This is a genomic window from Bradyrhizobium sp. NC92 (genome assembly GCF_025200865.1).
In the GTDB taxonomy this organism is placed as follows: domain Bacteria; phylum Pseudomonadota; class Alphaproteobacteria; order Rhizobiales; family Xanthobacteraceae; genus Bradyrhizobium.
Genome location: NZ_CP104171.1, coordinates 1623644 through 1642079, shown reverse-complemented (window position 1 = coordinate 1642079; position 18436 = coordinate 1623644). Strand labels below are relative to the sequence as shown.

The window sequence follows — 18436 nt, the reverse complement described above, 5'->3', positions numbered from 1 at the left end:
CCCTCCGTCCCATGCAACCCTGCCCCTCGCGGCGGCTCGGTTGATTCACGCGGTCCCTTGCGAAAAAGGTGACGCCGCACCTTAAGGGGACTTTGACTTCATGACTTTGCCGATGAGCTGGAATGAATGGGCGCAGCACGATGGCGTCGCGCTAGCGGGGCGTGTCCGCAAGGGCGAGCTGACGGCTAAGGAGCTGGCGCGCCAGGCCGTCGCCGGCGTTGCCAAGGTCAATCCGGCGCTGTCGGGCGTGGTCGAGCTGTTCGAGGACGTGATCGCCGATCCCGCCAAGGACGGCGCCAATCTCGCAGGTCCCTTCGCCGGCCTGCCCTTCCTGATGAAGGACCTCGGGCCGACCATGAAGGGCCGGCTGCAGGAGATGGGCTCGCTGCTGATGCGCGGCAATCGCGCGAGCGCCGACACGTTCCTCACCGGTAAATTCCGCCAGGCGGGGCTGAACCTGATCGGACGCACCACGACGCCGGAATTCGGCGTGTGCAGTTCGGCCGACAATCCCGCCGTCTATGTCACCCGCAATCCCTGGAATACCGACTACACCACCTGCGGCTCGTCGGCGGGCAGCGCCGCGATGGTCGCCGCGGGCGTGGTGCCGATCGCGCATGCGACCGACGGCGGCGGCTCGATCCGCATTCCCGCCGGCGTCAACGGCAATATCGGCCTGAAGGTCTCGCGCGGCGTGTTCTCGCTGGCGCCGCACATGTCCGATCTCACCGGCCTCGTCTCGATCCAGGGCTGCCAGTCGCGCAGCGTGCGCGACACTGCCGCCTTCGTCGATCATGCGCGCGGGCCTGCGCCCGGCGAGTTCATGCCGTTCTGGACCACGGCGCAGCCTTATTGCGAGATGATCAAGCGCGACCCGGCAAAGCTTCGCATCGCGCTGTCTCACACATGGGGCAACTACACCGCGACGCCCGAGATCGCCACTGAACTGGAGAAGACCGGACGCTTCCTCGAAGGCCTCGGCCATCACGTCGATTATGCGCTGCCGGAGATCGACCTCCCCGCCGCCTTCGAGGCGCAGACCACCTGCTACATCTCGAATTTCGCGGTGGTGATCTCCAACATGCTCGCCGCGCGCGGGCTGGAAAAGCCGCCGGAGGACCTGATCGAGCCGATGAACATCCGCATCTGGGAAGCCGGGCGCCATACCAGCTTCGCCGAGCGGGCGAAGATGCAGGGCGTGTTCAACACGACCTCGCGCGGCTTCGGCAGCTTCTTCGAGCAATGGGACGTGATCCTGACGCCGATCACGGCGCTGCCGACGCCGAAGGTCGGCACCAGGGAATATCTCACCATTTCCGACAACCCCGATGTGCGCGACTGGTTCGACAATCTCTGGCGCTTCTTCGCCTTCACGCCGCTCGCCAATCTCTGCGGCATGCCGGCCATCTCGATGCCGATGGCGGCGCAAGACCACGGCCTGCCGCTCGGCATCCAGGCGATCGCCAAGCAGGCCAATGACGGCCTGCTGCTGCAGCTCGCCGCCCAGATCGAGCGCGCGCTCGACGGCAAGTGGAACGGCGGGAAGAAGCCGAAGGTGCATGTGAGCTAAATTAGAGCGTGATGAGATCAGTTCGATCGCTGCAGCGGAGGTGCACTCCCTCTCCCGCTTGCGGGAGAGGGTGTTTCCGCGACGGGACAATCCCCTAGAGGAGAAAGCCCTCACCCGCGCCTTCGGCGCGACCTCTCCCGCAAGCGGGAGAGGTTGCAGCGAGCCCGTGGCATCGATTCAACCTAAAGCCATTCCGCTTTAGCAAGTGTGCGATCGCACGACACGCGATCGCAACCGCCTTCAGTTCTTCACTGCCGGTATCTCCTCCGCCACCGGCTGCTTCTGACCCTGCTGATACATCGCCAGCGCCTTGTCGAGGGCTTCGCGCAGTGCCAGCGCCGCAGCCACACTGCAACGTAAGTGCGCGGTCTGGACCACGTCGACCCTGACGGCGGCGCCGACCGGCATCAACAGATTTGCGGCGAGCTCGATCTGGATCGCGCCGTTGTGGTGGCCGAAGCAGGATGCGCCGTCGAAATAGATGATCGGCGCCCGCTCCGAGCTGGAGCTCGAAATGGTGACGGGCCCCTGATTGGTGGCGGGCGTTTCGGGGTCGGCCATGGGCGCTCCTTGCAGTTCATCGACGAACGAAGCGTCCACCATCGGCGCTTCGGCCCGCCCTGTCGAGACCAAACCGCCCGGTGCGGGGCCCATTCGGGGTTTTGCGCGGCCCGGCACTGGTCTAGAACGTCCCCATGAGCACCTTACCGACCACGCTTGCCTTCGAGGAACTCGCCGAGGCCATCAAGGACCGCCGCTCCGATTATGGCCACATCAGCGGGCTCCAGCTCGACCGCTTCGCGCCGGCCGAGGCCTGGTCCAGCCTGCCCTACCGTGCGGTCTTCGTCGGCGACACCGAGACCGGCGTGCTGCACGGCGGCGTCGTCACTGCGATGCTGGACGAGAGCTGCGGCATGGCGGTGCAACTTGCGCTCGACGGCACGCGCGCCATCGCAACCCTCGATCTGCGTATCGACTACCAGAAGCCGGCGACGCCGGGTCTCGACATCAAGGCGCATTCGGTCTGCTACCGCACCACGCGCTCGATCGCCTTCGTACGCTCCACGGCCTATCAGGAGTCCGAAGACGATCCGGTCGCGACCGCAACCGCCTGCTTCATGATCGGTGCCAACCGCACCAACATGCTCGCCGACCGCCGGATGGATGCGCGCAGCATCCCGACGCTGGAGGCGCCGGAGGATCCGGACGGGCCCTTTGCGCGCAGCCCGTTCGCGCGGGCGCTCGGCATCCGCATCAACGATGACGGCACGCTGACGATGCCGTTCTCGCCGCAGATCATCGGCAATCCGATCCTGCCGGCGATCCACGGCGGCATGACCGGCGCCTTCCTCGAGACCACCGCCATCATCGGGGTGGCGCGCGAGCTCGGCGCTGCCGCACCGCCCAAGCCGATCGGCCTCACCGTCAACTATTTGCGCTCCGGCCGTGCGCTCGACACGTTTGCCGACGTCTCGATCGTGAAGCAGGGCCGGCGCATCGTCGCTTTCGAGGCGCGGGCCTGGCAGGACGATGCTGTGAGGCCGATCGCCACCGCTTTCGGTCACTTCATGCTGCGTCCGACGCCTGGAAGTGACGAGGAATAAGCTCATTTTGACTTGACGGCCGCAGGTCCGGCCACAACGATAGCGCGCCTTCGCGAGAGGAATTGGATTGCGGCATCCGCTCGACATCGTCGCCATGTTCGCCGCACTCTGGCTGCTGGCGTCGATGGTGCTCGACGCGCTGACGCCGAAGGAGCTGACGGCGATCATGATCGGCATCGCGATCGGACCCGCCATCGTCGTCACCGCCGTGTTCTACTACCTGCGCTGCCCGCGAACGGATTTTGCGGTGATGTTCGCAGCGCTGTGGCTGATCTCCGATATCGCCATCGCCTTCATCTCGCCGAAGGAGCTGCCGCATTTCCTGATCGCGCTCGGCTTCGTGCCGGCGCTGCTGATCGGCATCGTGCTGCACTGGCAGACCTTCACCTCTCCCCGGCGGGGAGAGGTCGGATTGCGCAGCAATCCGGGTGAGGGGCCGCAGCACCCGGCGAAACCTTAACCCCTCACCCGGATCGCATTTTCAATGCGATCCGACCTCTCCCTTCGGGAGAGGTGAACCACCGCGCCAGCTGATATCACCGCGGCAAGAGATTCGTCTTCGCGAGGTCCAGCACCTCGTCGCCGCGCCCGTTCATCACCGCGCGCAGCACCCAGAGGCTGAAGCCCTTGACCTGCTCGGCCGTGATGGTCGGCGGCATCGACAGCTCCTGCTTGGCGGTGACGACGTCGAGCAGCGCCGGCCCATTGTGCGCCAACATCTCCTTCATCGCGCCCGGAAGCTCGCCGGGATCCTCGACGCGCTTGGCAAAGATGCCCATCGCGCGCGCCATCGCGGCGAAGTCCGGGTTCTCCAGGTCGACATTGGTATCGACGAAGCCCGCGGCCTTCATCTCCAGCGCGACGAAGCCGAGCACGCCGTTGTTGAAGACGACCACCTTCACCGGCAGCTTTTCTTGCGTCAGCGTGATCAGGTCGCCCATCAGCATGGTGAAGCCGCCGTCGCCGGAGAGCGAGATGACCTGGCGCCCCGGCTGGGCGGCCTGCGCGCCGATCGCCTGCGGCATGGCGTTGGCCATCGAGCCGTGCACGAAAGAGCCGATCAGGCGGCGGCGGCCGTTCATGTCGAGATAGCGCGCCGCCCACACCGTCGGCGTGCCGACATCGGCGGTGAAGACGGCATCGTCGGAGGCATGGTCGCTGATCACCTTGGCGAGATATTGCGGGTGGATCGGCTTGGCTCCCGGCGTGCCCTTGGCGAGCGAGTCCAGACCCTCGCGGGCTCTCTTGTAATGCGCGACGGCCTCGTCGAGATGCTTGCGCTGCGTCTTCGTCTTGAGCAGCGGCAGGAGCGCCTCGATGGTGAGCTTGACGTCGCCGACGAGCCCGAGATCGATCCTGCAGCGCCGTCCCAGATTTTCCGGGCGGATGTCGATCTGCGCGACCTTGGCATCATCAGGGAAGAACTGCTTGTAGGGAAAATCGGTGCCGAGCATCACCAGCGCGTCGCAGGCGTGCATCGCGGCGTAGCCGGAGGAGAAGCCGATGAAGCCGGTCATGCCGACGTCATAGGGGTTATCGTATTCGACATGCTCCTTGCCGCCGAGCGCGTGCACGATCGGGCTCTTCAGGGTCTCGGCGAGCTGCATCAAAGGCGCATGCGCGCCGGCGCAGCCGCGGCCGCAGAACAGGGTGATGCGCTCGGCGCCGTTGAGAAGATCGGCGAGGGCCTTCAGCTCGTCCGCCTGCGGCACGACCTGTGGCGAAGCCAGCGCAAGGCCGCGCGTCGTCGACAGTGCGCGCTTCGGAGGACCACGGAACGCGACATCGCCGGGCATCGCGACGACGGCAACGCCGCGCAAGCCCACCGCCGCGCGAATCGCATTCTCCAGCACGTAAGGCAGCTGGCTCGGGTCCGAGACCAGCTCGCAATAATGGCTGCATTCGCGGAACAGATTTTGCGGATGCGTCTCCTGGAAATAGCCGCCGCCGATCTCGGCGGTGGGGATCTGCGCCGCGATCGCCAGCACGGGAACGCGGCTGCGATGCGCATCGAACAGGCCGTTGATCAGATGCAGATTGCCGGGGCCGCAGGAGCCCGCGCAAACCGCGAGGCTCCCGGTCATCTCGGCTTCGCCGGCCGCTGCGAAGGCCGCGACCTCTTCGTGCCGGACATGGATCCATTCGATCGTGCCGCGGCGGCGCAGCGCCTCAGTCAGCGCGTTCAGGCTGTCGCCGACGATGCCGTAGATGCGCTTGACGCCGGCCTGCTCGAGCGTTGCCACGAACAGGTCGGCCACGTTGTTGATCGCCATGTCGGTCTCCTGATTCATCCAGTCGCATAAGATGATGCGCGCATGTCGGCATCGCGCCACCATATGGCAGAATAAGCTAGGTCAGGATCACGGCTAGTTTATTTTCGGTTCAATCGCTCTGAATTGCCCGATCGTAAGCGGCAATTGTCACCTCTGCGCGAGCTGCGACATCCGCTGCACTCATGCCGGGCTTGTAGAGGCTGGAGCCGAGCCCGAATGCGGTCACGCCGCCCTTCATGTATTCGGCAAAGTTCTGGTCGGAGACGCCGCCGACGGCGGCGATCATCACGCCTGCCGGCAGCACGGCGCGGATCGCGGCGATGCCGGCAGCGCCGAGCACGCTCGCCGGAAAGAATTTCAAGCTCGATGCGCCCGAGCGCGCCGCCAGCAGCGCTTCGGTCGGAGAGAAGACGCCGGGCATGGTCACCATGCCGTGCTGATGCGCGCGCGCCAGCACCTCGGTGTCGACATTGGGCGAGACCATCAGCCTGCCGCCGACGTCGTTGAGGCGATCGACATCTGCCGTCGTCAGCACCGTGCCCGCTCCGATCAGCACGCCTGATGGCGCGAGCTTCACGGCAAGCCCGATCGAGCGGAACGGATCGGGCGAGTTCAGGGGGATCTCGATCGCGGTCATGCCGGCCTGGATCAACACGCCGACGATCGCCTCGGTCTCCTCGGGCTTGATGCCGCGCAGGATCGCGACCAGCGGCCGCTGCATCGGCGGAAAGGGAACGCTCATCTCTCGCAGTCCTTCTACTTCGTCCAGATCGCGGCAGCCGCCATCGACAGACCGCGACGGACGGCTTGATCCGCATCGACCGGCTTGGCGGTCATCGACAACGCCTCGAAAGCCAGCCGATACAGCATTGCAAGCCGGCCCGAGGCAATCAGCGTGACACCTTCTTTCGGTACTGCACCGGAAAGCCCTGCTGCCAGCTCGGCACCGATCAACGTGCCCGACAGCGTCTCGCGCGCCGCGGCGGGCGTGCCGCCGAACAGCAGCTGGCGCGAGCGCGCCGTGAACAGCAGGTTGGCGGCGAAGGCCGGAGCGTCGAACGCGGCCTTCACGGCCGCCTTGAAGCTCGCAATATCTTCGGAGTCTTCAGCGCCGGCGACTGCGAGCGACAGGATGGTCTCGCGCGAGACAGCGCTGAACAGCTCGCCGGTCATGAAGGTGGAGAAGCTTTCGACCGTGCCGTCCTTCACGCGAACCCATTTCGAATGCGTGCCGGGCATGCAGACCAGCGCCTCGCCCGCGGCATCGAGGCCGAGCGCGCCGAGCAATTGCGTCTCCTCGCCGCGCATGACGTCCGGCGCCTTGGCGTCGCGCTGGGCGATGCCCGGTAGGATGCGGGTGTCGCGCGCCTCGCCCGGCACGCGCACGGCCTGTTTCAGGACGGCCAAGAGCTGTGCCGGCGTGTCGACGTAGCCGGCCTCGACCCAGCCGGTCTTGGCGCCGGCCATGCCGCAGACCAGAACCGGCAGATGATCCGGCGCTTCGACCGCGGCCAGATGCGCTTGCAGCACGGCGGGAAAGCCGGTCTTCGCCGCCGCCAGCATGCCCTCGCCGCTGCGGCGCTCGGCAATCACCTGCCCGGCGCGATCGACCAGCCAGAGCCGGAAGCTGCTGGTGCCCCAATCCACCGCGACATAAGCGGGTTCGGTCATATCAGGTCTCGTCCTCGTCTCATCGCCAAGACGCCGTCTCGCGACAGATGAGACGATGTCCAGCAGGGTCCCGTCGAGATACCGGCTATTGCGCGGGCAAACCAGTCCTTTCTCTTCAATTCGAGGCTCCGCCGCGCTGGCACACCGCTTGCTCAAGGTTCATCACTCAACAAGGTTCATCACTCAACTCCGTCAACGCGCGACAAGACGCGTCAACATCAGATGAGGAAACCCATGGAGATCGGCTATTTCACGATGCCCTCGCATCCGCCGGAGTGCGGCCTGAAGGAAGGGAACGACTGGGACCTGCAGGTCATGCGCTGGCTCGACGAACTCGGCTACCAGGAGGCCTGGGTCGGCGAGCACCACACCGCGCCCTGGGAACCCAATCCCACGCCGGACCTTCTGATCGCGCAGGCCTTGATGCAGACCAAGCGCTTGCGCATCGGGCCGGGCGGCTTCCTCTTGCCCTATCACCACCCCGCCGAGCTCGCCAACCGCGTTGCCATGCTCGACCATCTCTCCGAGGGCCGGCTCAATTTCGGCGTCGCGGCGAGCGGCCTTCCGAGCGACTGGGCGATGTTCAACGTCGACGGCATGAGCGGACAGAACCGCGACATGACGCGCGAGGCGCTGGAGATCATCCTGAAGCTGTGGACCGAGCCGGCGCCCTTCACCCACAAGGGCAAGTACTGGACGGTGACCAAGCCGGACACCATGTTCGATTTCCTCAAGCCCCACATCAAGCCGCTGCAGGCGCCGCATCCGCCGATCGGCGTTGCGGGCCTGTCCAAGAACTCGGACACGCTGAAGCTCGCCGGCGAGCGCGGCTTCATCCCGATGAGCCTCAACCTCAATCCGGCCTATGTCGGCAGCCACTGGGACTCGGTCGAGATCGGTGCGGCCAAGACCGGACGCAAGCCGAACCGGCAGGATTGGCGGCTGGTGCGCGAGGTGTTCGTCGCCGACACGGACGAAGAGGCCTGGAAGCTCTCGACCGGCGACATGATGGGCCGGATGATGAGCGAGTACTTCCTGCCGCTGCTCGGGCATTTCGGCTTCAAGGATTATCTGAAGCACGCCCCTGACGTGCCCGATAGCGACGTCACGGTCGAATATTGCGCCAAGCGGAACTGGATCGTCGGCTCGCCCGCAACCGTCGCCGAGAAGATCGAAAAGATCTACGACGAGGTCGGCGGCTTCGGTGTGCTCCTGGTGTTCGGCTTCGACTACAAGCACAAGGCGGAAGCCTGGCATCACTCGCTCTCGCTGCTGAAGAACGAGGTGATGCCGCGACTTGCGCATCTCGGCTCCGCGAAGAAGGCGGCTTGACCGCCAACGGGTGCGGCGCGATCGTGCCGCACCCGCTTCTATTGTCGGAGATTTCCGCGTGACGGTGGACGCCAGTTCTTTCGACGCCAATTCTTTCGACGCTACGCATTTCAAGCAGGCGATGCGCCAATGTGCCGGTGCCGTGGCGCTGGTCACGGTGGGCGCCGATCACGGCAAGCGCACGGGGCTGACGGTGACCTCGGCCTGCTCGTTGTCGGACAAGCCGCCCTCGCTGATCGTCTGCGTCAACCGCAACGCCAGCGCACATGCCCGCATCCGCGAGGAAGGTGCTTTCGCCATCAACTTCCTGCACGAGGATCACGCGCTGCTCGCCCTCACCTTCAGCGGCCAGAAAGGCGTCAACGGCGACGATCGCTTTGCCTTCGGGCAATGGACGCGTGGCGTGACCGGCGCACCGGTGCTGGCGGATGCGGTGGCTGCGTTCGACTGCGTGCTGGCGCAGGAGTTCGAAACGACAACGCATTCGATCTTCGTCGGTGAGATCCGCAGCGCCTCGCATTCCGCTGCGGCCACGCCGCTGGTGTACCTGCGCAGCAATTTCTACACCCCGCGCGAGATCCGCGAGACGGTTGCGATCGGCGATCTCGACGCACGGCATCTGAGCTGGACGGATTTTTCGTAAGGATGGGTCGAACTTGTAGGGTGGGCAAAGCGAAGCGTGCCCACGTCCTGCCTACTCGTGAGACGACGTGGGCACGGCGCAAGTGCGCCTTTGCCCACCCTACGATTCCGGTTTTGCGGAGAGACCTCTCACCCGTCGCGCCAGGCGCTACTGCGCCGCTTCGATCTTCAGCTGCTTGATCTTGCGATACAGCGTGGCACGGCTGAGCTTCAGTGCGCGCGCGGCCTCGGTGACGCGGCCGCCGTGCTTGCGCAGGGCCGCGACAATCGTCGCACGCTCGGCCGCTTCAAGGTCGGGCTCCGTCCGTCCGCCGAACGGCGGCAGATCGAGATCGGCATCGGTGATGACGCCATCTTCCGCCGTGCAGCCGGCAAGCCGCAGCACGTGGCGGAGCTGGCGCATGTTGCCGGGAAACGGATAGGCCGCGAGCTGCGACCATGCCTCGTCCGAGAGCCGGCAGTTCGGCGCCTCCTCGCCCGCGATCTGGCGAATGATGTCGGCGCGGTCGGCGCGCTCGCGCAAGGCGGGCAGGCGCACCTCGATGCCGCGCAGGCGGAAGTAGAGGTCGGCGCGGAAGGCTCCCGCTTCCGCCATGCGGCCGAGATCGCGATGCGTGGCGCTGATCAGGCGGATGTCGACAGCGGCAGGCTTGAGCGCACCGAGCGGCCAGACCTCGCGGTTTTCCAGAACGCGCAACAGGCGCGTCTGCAAGCCGATCGGCATGTCGCCGATCTCGTCGAGGAACAGCGTGCCGCCGTCGGCCTGCACGATCAGGCCCTTCGAGCCCTCGCGCCGCGCGCCGGTGAAGGCGCCCGCCTCGTAGCCGAACAGCTCGGCGTCGATCAGGCTTTCCGGCATCGCCGCGCAATTGAGCGCGACATAATTGTTGCGCGCGCGGTTGCTCGCACCGTGAATAGCCCGCGCGAACACGTCCTTGCCGACGCCGGTCTCGCCATGCAGCAGCACCGGCAGATTGTGATCGCCGATGCTTCGCAGCCGCTTGACACTTCGGATCAGGCCGGGGTCGCGGCCGGCGAGCCGATGCAACGCGTCGAAGCGATCGACCGGCGCATCGCGGCGCGGCGCCTGCGATCGCGCACGCAGGGGCGGAGCAACATGCCCCTGCCCCAACGGACGGCCATCGCCATGGTGCAGCTCGACGATCTCGCCGGTGCCACGCGCGGCGTGATGATCGAACTTGACGTAGCGCGACAGGTCGATGCCAGAGCCGATCATGCCGTCGGTGAGGCCGAGCAGCGCACGCGCCGAGCGGCAGGCGCCGACAATGCGGCGGTCGTCGTCGTAAGCGACGAGGCCGCTGCCGCCGTCACCGGGCACGGTTGCGATCCAGGCATTGCGGAAATGACCGCGGAAGATCGCACCCTCCATCCGCCGCGTCGCCTCCATCGTCACCGCGAGTGCAAGCTGATGCGCGGCGCGCTCCAGGTCTTCGCGGCAGGAGGTGATGTTGATGGCACCGGCGAGCCGGCCGGCCTGGTCGAACAGCGGCGCCACGGCGCAGGAGAACATGTGCCATTGCGCGCGAAAATGCTCGTCGCGATGCACCAGGATCGGCTTCTCCTCGGCCAGCGCGGTGCCGAGCCCATTGGTGCCCTCGCAAGCCTCTGCGAAGTTCGAGCCGGTGTAGATCTTCCAGTCCAGAAACATCCTTGCGTCGGCTTCGCCCGGCAGACGGCTGAACAGCATGGTCGCGTTCACATCCGCGAGATTGACGCAATAGCCGGCGTCGCGCAGCACGCGGGCGAGATCGTCGAGCTCGGGCGTGACGAGCCGGATCGTCTCCTCCATCGGCCCGGCGACATGACGGATCTCGGCTTCGGTGAGCGTCTGTGGCGGGCCCTGGCGGGCGGGATCGAGCTTGTGATTGACGAGGCAGCGCCGCCAGGAATTGGCAATCCGCGAGGAGGCATCGACGTCGGCCACATGATTGGCGACGGACAAGACACGGGCGACATGGTTCGAGGCCGAGAGGCTGGCCATCGCGGACGTCTCCACCCTGTATTATTGTGCAAAGTCTGGCACCGCAGGCGGGGATGTCAATCGGGAACCGGGACGCAGTTGTATGGCGCGATGGCCCAGCGCCGTCATGGCCGGGCTTCGTCCCGGCCATCCACGCGTTACCGCGAATGCGAAAGAACGTGGATGCCCGGGACATCTAGCGCGAAGACGCGCTTCGCGCTTCTGCCCGGGCATGACGACGTGGAAATAGATCGTCTCTATCATCATGCAACTAGTGCTGCACTGCGCTCACCACGTGTCGATGCACGGCCGCTTCTTCGCCGTTCTCGGCGCGGGCTTCGGCACCGTGCGCAGACCGGCCATGATCCAGCGCCGCGTCTCGGCGGGATCGATGACGTTGTCGATCTCGAACACGGAGGCGATCGAGACCGCTTTGCCGTTGGCGTAGAGCTCGGCGACCTTGTTGCGGTAATAGGTCTCGCGCTCCTCGGGATCGGCGATCGCCTCCATTTCCTTGCGGAAGCCGAGGCGGACATAGCCCTCCAAGCCCATGCCGCCGAACTCGCCGGTCGGCCAGGCCGCGGTGAAGAACGAGGCGTGGAAGCCGCCGCCGATCATCGATTGCGCGCCGAGACCGTACCCCTTGCGCAGCACAATGCCGAACAGCGGCACGGTGAGGCTGGCGCCGGTCACGAACATGCGGGAGACGTGGCGCACGATCGCGGTCTTCTCCGCTTCCGGGCCGACCATGAAGCCGGGCGTGTCGCACAGCGAGACAACAGGCAGATCGAAGGCGTCGCAGAGCTGGAGGAAACGCGCAGCCTTGTCGCCGGCGTCGGCATCGATAGCGCCGCCGAGATGGCGCGGGTTGTTGGCGATCAGGCCGAACGGCTTGCCTTCGATGCGGATCAGCGCGGTGATCATGCCGACGCCGTAGTCGCGGCGCAGCTCCAGCACGCTGTCCTTGTCCGCGACGAGATCGATGACGCTGCGGATGTCATAGACGCGGAGGCGGTTCTCGGGAATGGCGCGGCGGAGCAGGCGCTGGTCGGCGGCCTCCCACTGCGTCACCGCGCCCTGGAAATAGGACAGGTATTTCTGCGCGACAGATGTCGCCTCCTCCTCATCCTCGACCAGGATGTCGATGACGCCGTTCGGCGACTGGAACGTGACAGGGCCGACTTCGGCCGGATGATAGACACCGAGGCCGCCGCCCTCGATCATCGCCGGGCCGCCCATGCCGATCGAGGCGTTCTTGGTCGCAATGATGACGTCGCAGCAGCCGAGCATCGCGGCATTGCCGGCAAAGCAATAGCCGGAAACGACACCGACCACTGGGACGAGGCCCGAAAGCCGGGCGAACTGCACGAAGGACGGACCGTCGAGGCCTGTCATGCCGAGGCGGTCGGTATCGCCGGGCCGGCCACCGCCGCCTTCGGCATAGAACACCAGCGGCACGCGCCAGTCTTCCGCGAGGCTCAGCATTCGGTCGATCTTCTTGTGGTTCATGTGGCCCTGCGTGCCCGCAAGCACGGTGTAGTCATAGGCGACGACGATGCAACGCGCGCCTTCAGGCCCGAACTTCTCTGCATTCACCGTGGCGACGCCCATGACGAGGCCATCGGCCGGCGTGTTCTTGATGAGGTCGTCGAGCTTGCGCCGGCGGCGCTGCGCCGCGATCGCGAGGCTGCCGTACTCCATGAACGAGCCGTCATCGACGAGCTGGGCGACGTTCTCGCGCGCGGTGCGCTGGTTGGTGTTGCGACGGCGCTCGACCGCAGCGGGCCGGTTCTCGTCGAGCGTATTGGCCTGGCGGGCGATCAGCTCGGCGAGGTCGGGGCGGATATGGTCGAGATCGACATCGGCTTCCGCCGTCGTGCTGTCGGCGGCGACGTCGAGGGGCTCGAGACAGAGGATTGGCTCGCCATGCATCAGCGTGACCCCGTCGCCGGCGACGAGCTTCATGACCCGGCCGCCCTGCTCGGCCATCACCAGATGCTCCATCTTCATGGACTCGATCACGGCAAGCTGCTGGCCGGGGCGTACGATTTCGCCTTCTTTCACCTGGATGGTGACGATGGTTCCTTGCAGGGGCGCCGCGACCATCACCGCGCCTTCGGGCACGGCTTGCGCGACGTGCACCTCCGCGCTGTGGCCACCACTACGCTCGGCTGCTGCGAAATAGAGCGGCTTGGCGGCGCCGTCCGATGCTTCCACGAGCTTGGCAATGTTGCGGTCGATGAAATCGGTCGCGATGCGGTTGGTCCTGAAATCGGGATGCGCGAGCACCGCCTGAAGGAACGAAATGTTGGTGACGACACCGTCGATCCGGAACTCGCGTAGCGCACGCGAGGCTTTCGCGACCACGTCATGCCAGGCCTCGCCTGGCGTGTGCACGATCACCTTTGCCAGCAGCGAGTCGAAAGCGGCGCTGGTCTTGTAGCCGGCATAGCCGAAGCTATCGACGCGCACGCCGGGCCCCGACGGCGGCTCGAACACGGCGAGCACGCCTCCGGTCGGATGCGTGGCGCCGGTTTCGTCCAGCGTTTCCATGTTGACGCGAAGCTGCATGGCATAGCCGCGCGGCTTCGGAATGGATGCTTGCGCAAGACCCAGCGAAGCCAGCGTGCTGCCTGCGGCGACCGCGAGCTGGGCGCGGACGAGGTCGAGACCGAGCACCTCTTCCGTGACGGTGTGCTCGACCTGGAGCCGCGGATTGGCCTCGATGAAGGCGAAGCTGTCCTCGGCGGTGCCGTCGACCAGAAACTCGAACGTGCCGAGATTGTCGTAAGAAGCCGCCGTCGCCAGCTGCTTCGCCGCCTCGATGATCCGGCCGCGCAAGGCATCGCTCAAGGATAGGCTCGGCGCCACCTCGACCAGCTTCTGGTGCCGGCGCTGGATGGTGCATTCGCGCTCCCAGAGATGGGAGATCGCACCATGGCGATCGCCGATGATCTGGACCTCGATGTGGCGCGCCTGCCGGATCAGCCGCTCGGCATAGACGCCGTCGAAGCCGAACGCGGCCTTGGCCTCGGACTGGCAGCGCGCATAGGCTTCCGCAAGATCGGGCGCGTTCTCCACCACGCGCATGCCGCGGCCGCCGCCGCCGGCCATCGCCTTGATCACGATCGCGGCGCTGCTGCCGAGCGAGGCAAAGAATGCCGTGATCTCCTCGAGGCTCGACGGCCCGCTGGTGCCGGCAATGATCGGCACGCCGCAGCGTTTCGCCAGCTGACGTGCCGCGACCTTGTCGCCGAAGAGTTCGAGCGCGGCCGGTTTCGGCCCGACGAAGGTGATTCCAGTATCGGCGCAGGCCTTCGCGAATGCCGCGTTCTCGCTGAGGAAGCCATAGCCGGGATGCACGGCATCGCACGCCGTGCTCTTCGCCGCCTTCACCACGGCCTCGATGTCGAGATAGGCCCGCGCGCCGCGGCCGGGGATCTCGACCGCCTCGTCCGCAACGCGCACGTGCAGCGACTGCGCATCGTCCGCGGGATGGATCGCGACCGTCGCAATGCCGGCATCGGCCGCCGCGCGTGCGATGCGGATGGCGATTTCGCCGCGATTGGCGATCAGGAGCTTCTTGAACGACATCGTCTCTCTCAACTATACGGCAGGAGGATTTGGGTTGAGGTCCTGCTTCCTGACCTTGCCCGTGGCCGTCAGGGGCAGCGCATCGATGATGCGGACTTCGGGAACCTTGTAGACGGCCATGCGCTCGGCGCACCAGGCACGCAGTTCCTGTTCCGAGACCGTGCCGATCGCTTCGGGCTTGAGCTGGATATAGGCGACCGGCACCTGGCCCTTGTCCGGATCGTCGCGGCCGACCACGCCCGAGCCCAGCACCTTCGGATGCTGGCCCAGCAGCGCCTCAATCTCCGGCGGAAACACGCTCATGCCCTTGACCTTCAGCATCTCCTTGCGTCGCCCGAGGAAGTGCAGAAAGCCGTCCTTGTCGATCGTGCCGATATCGCCGGTGCGCAACCAGCCGTCGACGAGCGATTCCGCCGTCGCCTCCGGCTTGTTCCAGTAGCTCTTGAGCAGCGACGGCGTGCGCACGCGGATCTCGCCTTCTGCCCCGAGAGGCAGCAGCGCGCCGGTCTCGAAATCGGTGATCTTGAACTCGGCGCCGGGCACCGGCAGGCCGACGAAGATCGGCTGGCTGTTGAGGTCGAAATCCCCGTCCTGAAAGCCAGCGGTGAAAGTGTTGGACGTGTGCGTCTCGGTCATGCCCCAGGCTGCCTCCATCAGGATCGTGCCGGTCAGATCCTTCCAGCGTCTGCGATAGCCGGCATTGAGCTTCTTGACGAAGGAGACCACGCGCACCTGTTGCAGCGACGACAGGTCGAACTCGCTCCAGCGCGGATGGTCCATCATCTCGACCGCGCTGTCGACCGGCATCGCCGTGATCGTGACCTTGTACTTGTCGATCGCCGCCATCGCACCAACGGCGTCCCAGCGCGCGAGCAGAACCAGCGTGCCGCCCGCGAACAGCGGAAAGATCAGGCCGGAATTCTCGCCCGCAATCCAGAACTCCGGAAAGAACGACAGGAACACGCTGCTCTCGCCCGAGGGAAGCGAGATGCCGTAATTGGCGGCGGCCGTGTAGACCATGTCGCGATGGGTATGCACGCAGCCCTTCGGCATGCCGGTGGTGCCGCCGGTGTAATTGAGCGCGGCGACATCATCGAGGTGAGGCGGCGGCAGCGGCGTCGGTGCGGGCATTGCCGCAAGCGCCGGCAGGAGATCAGTCGCGCCAGCGATCGCAACGCGCGACGTGCGGATCGAGTCCGGCGCGGGAAACGCAGGCGCCGCCGGCACGACATCGGCAAAGCTGGTGACGATGATCTCGCGCAACCGCACCTCGCTCTTCACCTGCTCGACGACGGGGATGAGCTGGTCGAGCGCCACGATCACATCGGCCTGGGTATCGTTGAGCTGGTAGGACAGCTCGAACGCGCGCGACAGCGGGCTGATGGGAACGTGGACCGCGCCAAGCTTCAGAATACCGAAGAACACGACGTGGAATTGCGGGCAGTTCGGCAGGAAGACGGCGACGCGATCGCCTTTGCGCACGCCCTTCGCCTGCAACAGCGCCGCAAACCGATCGCTCTGCCGATCGAGATCGGCATACGTGGTCACATGGCCATAGAAGATCACGGCGGGCCGCTCCGGACTCCGCTTCGCCCAGGCGCGCAGATATTCCGTCAGGGGAACTTCGCCATGCAGATAATTCGGCGAGCGCGGCAGGTCCTTCGGCCAGGCCTTGTCCCACAGGCCGCGCAAATTGGCGAGGTAGTCCTTCTCGTCGAGGCCCGTGTTCATGACGTCCTTCCCGTGTTGCTTTTCTTTTCGGGACGGCACGCACGTGCCGCCAGTCGACGTCGTTACACGTCGAGCACGGCAGACTTCATGTCAAGGAAAACAGTCTCCGCATCACGGCCGATGCCGTGACGCGGAAAAAGATCACCTGCAGCGCTTCAGTTACGCTGCCCGCACGCCCGCAACGAAGGCGCTGACCTCGTCCTGCAGCGATTGCAGCTTGTGCGTCAGCCGGCCGCTCGATTGCAGCACGAGGCCGGCGGCCTGGCCGGTCTCGGCGGTCGCATCGGTGACGCCGGAGATGTTGTGCGAGACCTGGTCGGTGCCGGAGGCCGCCTCCTGCACGCTGTGCGCGATCGCCTTCGTGGCGGCGCCCTGCTCCTCGACCGCCGCGGCGATCGACGAGGAGATCTCGTTGACCTCCATGATGGTGGCGCGGATGCTCTCGATGTTGCCGACGACCTGATTGGTCTCGGCCTGGATCGCGGTGATCTGCGCGCCGATCTCGTCGGTCGCCTTCGCGGTCTGGCTCGCCAGCGACTTCACCTCGCTCGCGACCACCGCAAAGCCCTTACCGGCTTCGCCCGCGCGAGCCGCCTCGATGGTGGCGTTGAGCGCGAGCAGATTGGTCTGCGAGGCGATCTGGTTGATGAGGTCGATGACCTCCCCGATCTTGTGCGCGGCGGCGGCAAGGCCCTGCACGGTGTCGTTGGTGCGCTGGCCGTCGGCGGCGGCCTTGTCGGCCACTGTCGCGGCCTGTGCCACGCGCTGGCTGATCTCGGCGATCGAGGCCGACAATTCGCCGGCGGCGGAGGCCACCGTCTGTACGTTGCTCGAGGCCTGCTGGCATGCGGTGGCGACGAAGCTCGCACGATCGCTCGCCTTGTTGGCGGTTTCCGACATGCCCTGCGCGGCCTGTTGCATCGCGCGCGCCTCGTCGAAGACGTCGCGGACGACGGCCTGGACGCTCGCCTCGAACTTGCCGGCGAGATCGGCCATCGTCTTGCGCTTCTCGTCGTCGGCCTTCTGCTTCAGCTCGTGCTGCTCGGCATGCATCCGGCTCACCGCCGATGCGTTGTCCTTGAACACGGCGAGCGCCTTGGCGAGGCCGCCGACCTCGTCGCGGCGGTCGGTGTAGGGCACGTCGAAGGCGCTGTCGCCGCCGGCAAGGCGCTCGGTCAGCGCGGTGATCAGGGCCAGCGGCCGGGTGACGCTGCGGCCGATCAGGAACGAGGCGCCGAGCACCACGACCAGCACCGCGAGACAAATATAGGCGAAGGTCATCGCGTTCTGGCGGAAGGCGGCGTCGACGTCATCGAGATAGATGCCGGTGCCGATGATCCAGCCCCAGGGCGCAAAGCCCTTCACATAGGAGATTTTCCCGACCGGCTGGTCGAAGCCGGGCTTCGGCCAGAGATAGCCGTAGAAGCCCGCACCCTGCTTGGTGACGACGTCGACGAAGCCCATGAACAGCGCATTGCCGGCGGGATCCTTCATCGCGGAGAGATCCTTGCCGTCGAGCTCGGGCTTGATCGGGTGCATGACCATCCTGGGGGTCATGTCGTTGATCCAGAAATACTCGACCTTGTCGTAGCGCAGGCTCTTGATCTCGGCCATGGCGCCGGCCTGCGCCTGCTCGCGCGAGAGTTTTCCTTCGCTCTCGAGCTTCTGGTAGTGCGCCAGGATGCCGTAGCCGACGTCGACCATGTGCTGCGTCTTGGCCTGGCGGTCGGCGACCATCTGCGTGCGCAGGGTCGAAAGCGCGACCGGCGCCAGCGCGATCATGCCGAGGAGGCTGATGCCGACAATCAGGACCAGCTTGAAACTGATGCGGGAGAAAATCATCGGTGCTCACAGGAATTGGAAAGGCTGATATGCCAGTTTATCCCGGGCCCCTTAGCAAAGCCTTAAGCATTCGGGTTCCGGCATCCCGCAATTGTGCGGGGGCGGGCGGCCCTGCTGCTCATCGCTGCGGGCGAGCGACCGACCGCGTCCGAGATACGAATTCTTCCAAACTAGAACACCTCGACATCGCCTCTCC

Annotated in this window: 13 protein-coding genes; 5 read left to right on the top strand and 8 right to left on the bottom strand. The window is 65.9% G+C overall.

What is annotated here, in order from left to right; genetic code table 11:
• The first annotated feature begins 100 nt into the window (after positions 1-100).
• Positions 101-1570, top strand: coding sequence for an amidase (locus tag N2602_RS07755; protein WP_260382248.1), 1470 nt, complete (start codon positions 101-103; stop codon positions 1568-1570).
• Positions 1571-1810: 240 nt separating this feature from the next.
• Here the strand turns inward: N2602_RS07755 and N2602_RS07750 are convergent, their stop codons facing one another.
• Positions 1811-2131: a hypothetical protein gene (locus N2602_RS07750; RefSeq protein WP_172788450.1), complete on the bottom strand. Its 321-nt coding sequence runs from the start codon at positions 2129-2131 to the stop codon at positions 1811-1813.
• A 134-nt stretch (positions 2132-2265) separates the two neighbouring features.
• Here N2602_RS07750 and N2602_RS07745 point away from each other — a divergent pair, with 134 nt between their 5' ends.
• Both N2602_RS07745 and N2602_RS07740 read left to right on the top strand, forming a co-directional pair.
• Positions 2266-3174 (top strand): PaaI family thioesterase, encoded by a 909-nt coding sequence (locus N2602_RS07745; RefSeq protein WP_260382247.1) that lies wholly within the window; start codon positions 2266-2268, stop codon positions 3172-3174.
• A 67-nt stretch (positions 3175-3241) separates the two neighbouring features.
• Entirely contained in the window at positions 3242-3634 is a 393-nt protein-coding gene (locus N2602_RS07740) for a hypothetical protein (RefSeq protein WP_246571973.1), read from the top strand.
• A gap of 76 nt (positions 3635-3710) precedes the next feature.
• On the opposite strand, the gene poxB is transcribed toward N2602_RS07740, so the two are convergent.
• From poxB to N2602_RS07725, 3 genes are all read right to left on the bottom strand, one after another.
• Positions 3711-5447, bottom strand: coding sequence for a ubiquinone-dependent pyruvate dehydrogenase (gene poxB / locus N2602_RS07735; RefSeq protein WP_260382246.1), 1737 nt, complete (start codon positions 5445-5447; stop codon positions 3711-3713).
• A gap of 109 nt (positions 5448-5556) precedes the next feature.
• Positions 5557-6189, bottom strand: a complete 633-nt coding sequence (locus N2602_RS07730) for a 2-dehydro-3-deoxy-6-phosphogalactonate aldolase (protein ID WP_260382245.1) — start codon at positions 6187-6189, stop codon at positions 5557-5559.
• Positions 6190-6203: 14 nt separating this feature from the next.
• The gene (locus N2602_RS07725) at positions 6204-7118 is read right to left on the bottom strand and encodes a 2-dehydro-3-deoxygalactonokinase (protein WP_260382244.1); all 915 of its coding nucleotides are present in this window, start codon (positions 7116-7118) and stop codon (positions 6204-6206) included.
• Between the two features lie 234 nt (positions 7119-7352).
• On the opposite strand from N2602_RS07725, the gene N2602_RS07720 reads away from it, so the two are divergent.
• Both N2602_RS07720 and N2602_RS07715 read left to right on the top strand, forming a co-directional pair.
• A complete protein-coding gene (locus N2602_RS07720; protein WP_172788468.1) occupies positions 7353-8450 on the top strand; it encodes an LLM class flavin-dependent oxidoreductase in 1098 nt (365 codons plus the stop codon).
• 121 nt (positions 8451-8571) lie between these two features.
• On the top strand, positions 8572-9093 hold the full coding sequence (locus N2602_RS07715; RefSeq protein WP_409241912.1) for a flavin reductase family protein: 522 nt from the start codon (positions 8572-8574) through the stop codon (positions 9091-9093).
• A gap of 147 nt (positions 9094-9240) precedes the next feature.
• Here the strand turns inward: N2602_RS07715 and N2602_RS07710 are convergent, their stop codons facing one another.
• The 4 genes from N2602_RS07710 to N2602_RS07695 form a co-directional block, all read right to left on the bottom strand.
• A complete protein-coding gene (locus tag N2602_RS07710; protein WP_260382242.1) occupies positions 9241-11094 on the bottom strand; it encodes a sigma-54-dependent Fis family transcriptional regulator in 1854 nt (617 codons plus the stop codon).
• 267 nt (positions 11095-11361) lie between these two features.
• Positions 11362-14667 (bottom strand): carboxyl transferase domain-containing protein, encoded by a 3306-nt coding sequence (locus N2602_RS07705; protein ID WP_260382241.1) that lies wholly within the window; start codon positions 14665-14667, stop codon positions 11362-11364.
• A 12-nt stretch (positions 14668-14679) separates the two neighbouring features.
• Positions 14680-16398, bottom strand: coding sequence for an AMP-binding protein (locus N2602_RS07700; RefSeq protein ID WP_260382240.1), 1719 nt, complete (start codon positions 16396-16398; stop codon positions 14680-14682).
• A 159-nt stretch (positions 16399-16557) separates the two neighbouring features.
• Positions 16558-18240: a methyl-accepting chemotaxis protein gene (locus N2602_RS07695; protein ID WP_260382239.1), complete on the bottom strand. Its 1683-nt coding sequence runs from the start codon at positions 18238-18240 to the stop codon at positions 16558-16560.
• Positions 18241-18436 lie beyond the last annotated feature (196 nt).

Excerpts from the sequence above, each read along its gene's own strand:
- N2602_RS07755 (WP_260382248.1), top strand. The coding sequence starts at position 101 with ATGACTTTGCCGATGAGCTGGAATGAATGGGCGCAGCACGATGGCGTC.
- N2602_RS07750 (WP_172788450.1), bottom strand. The coding sequence starts at position 2,131 with ATGGCCGACCCCGAAACGCCCGCCACCAATCAGGGGCCCGTCACCATT.
- N2602_RS07745 (WP_260382247.1), top strand. The coding sequence starts at position 2,266 with ATGAGCACCTTACCGACCACGCTTGCCTTCGAGGAACTCGCCGAGGCC.
- poxB (WP_260382246.1), bottom strand. The coding sequence starts at position 5,447 with ATGGCGATCAACAACGTGGCCGACCTGTTCGTGGCAACGCTCGAGCAG.
- N2602_RS07730 (WP_260382245.1), bottom strand. The coding sequence starts at position 6,189 with ATGAGCGTTCCCTTTCCGCCGATGCAGCGGCCGCTGGTCGCGATCCTG.
- N2602_RS07725 (WP_260382244.1), bottom strand. The coding sequence starts at position 7,118 with ATGACCGAACCCGCTTATGTCGCGGTGGATTGGGGCACCAGCAGCTTC.
- N2602_RS07720 (WP_172788468.1), top strand. The coding sequence starts at position 7,353 with ATGGAGATCGGCTATTTCACGATGCCCTCGCATCCGCCGGAGTGCGGC.
- N2602_RS07715 (WP_409241912.1), top strand. The coding sequence starts at position 8,572 with ATGCGCCAATGTGCCGGTGCCGTGGCGCTGGTCACGGTGGGCGCCGAT.
- N2602_RS07710 (WP_260382242.1), bottom strand. The coding sequence starts at position 11,094 with ATGGCCAGCCTCTCGGCCTCGAACCATGTCGCCCGTGTCTTGTCCGTC.
- N2602_RS07705 (WP_260382241.1), bottom strand. The coding sequence starts at position 14,667 with ATGTCGTTCAAGAAGCTCCTGATCGCCAATCGCGGCGAAATCGCCATC.
- N2602_RS07700 (WP_260382240.1), bottom strand. The coding sequence starts at position 16,398 with ATGAACACGGGCCTCGACGAGAAGGACTACCTCGCCAATTTGCGCGGC.
- N2602_RS07695 (WP_260382239.1), bottom strand. The coding sequence starts at position 18,240 with ATGATTTTCTCCCGCATCAGTTTCAAGCTGGTCCTGATTGTCGGCATC.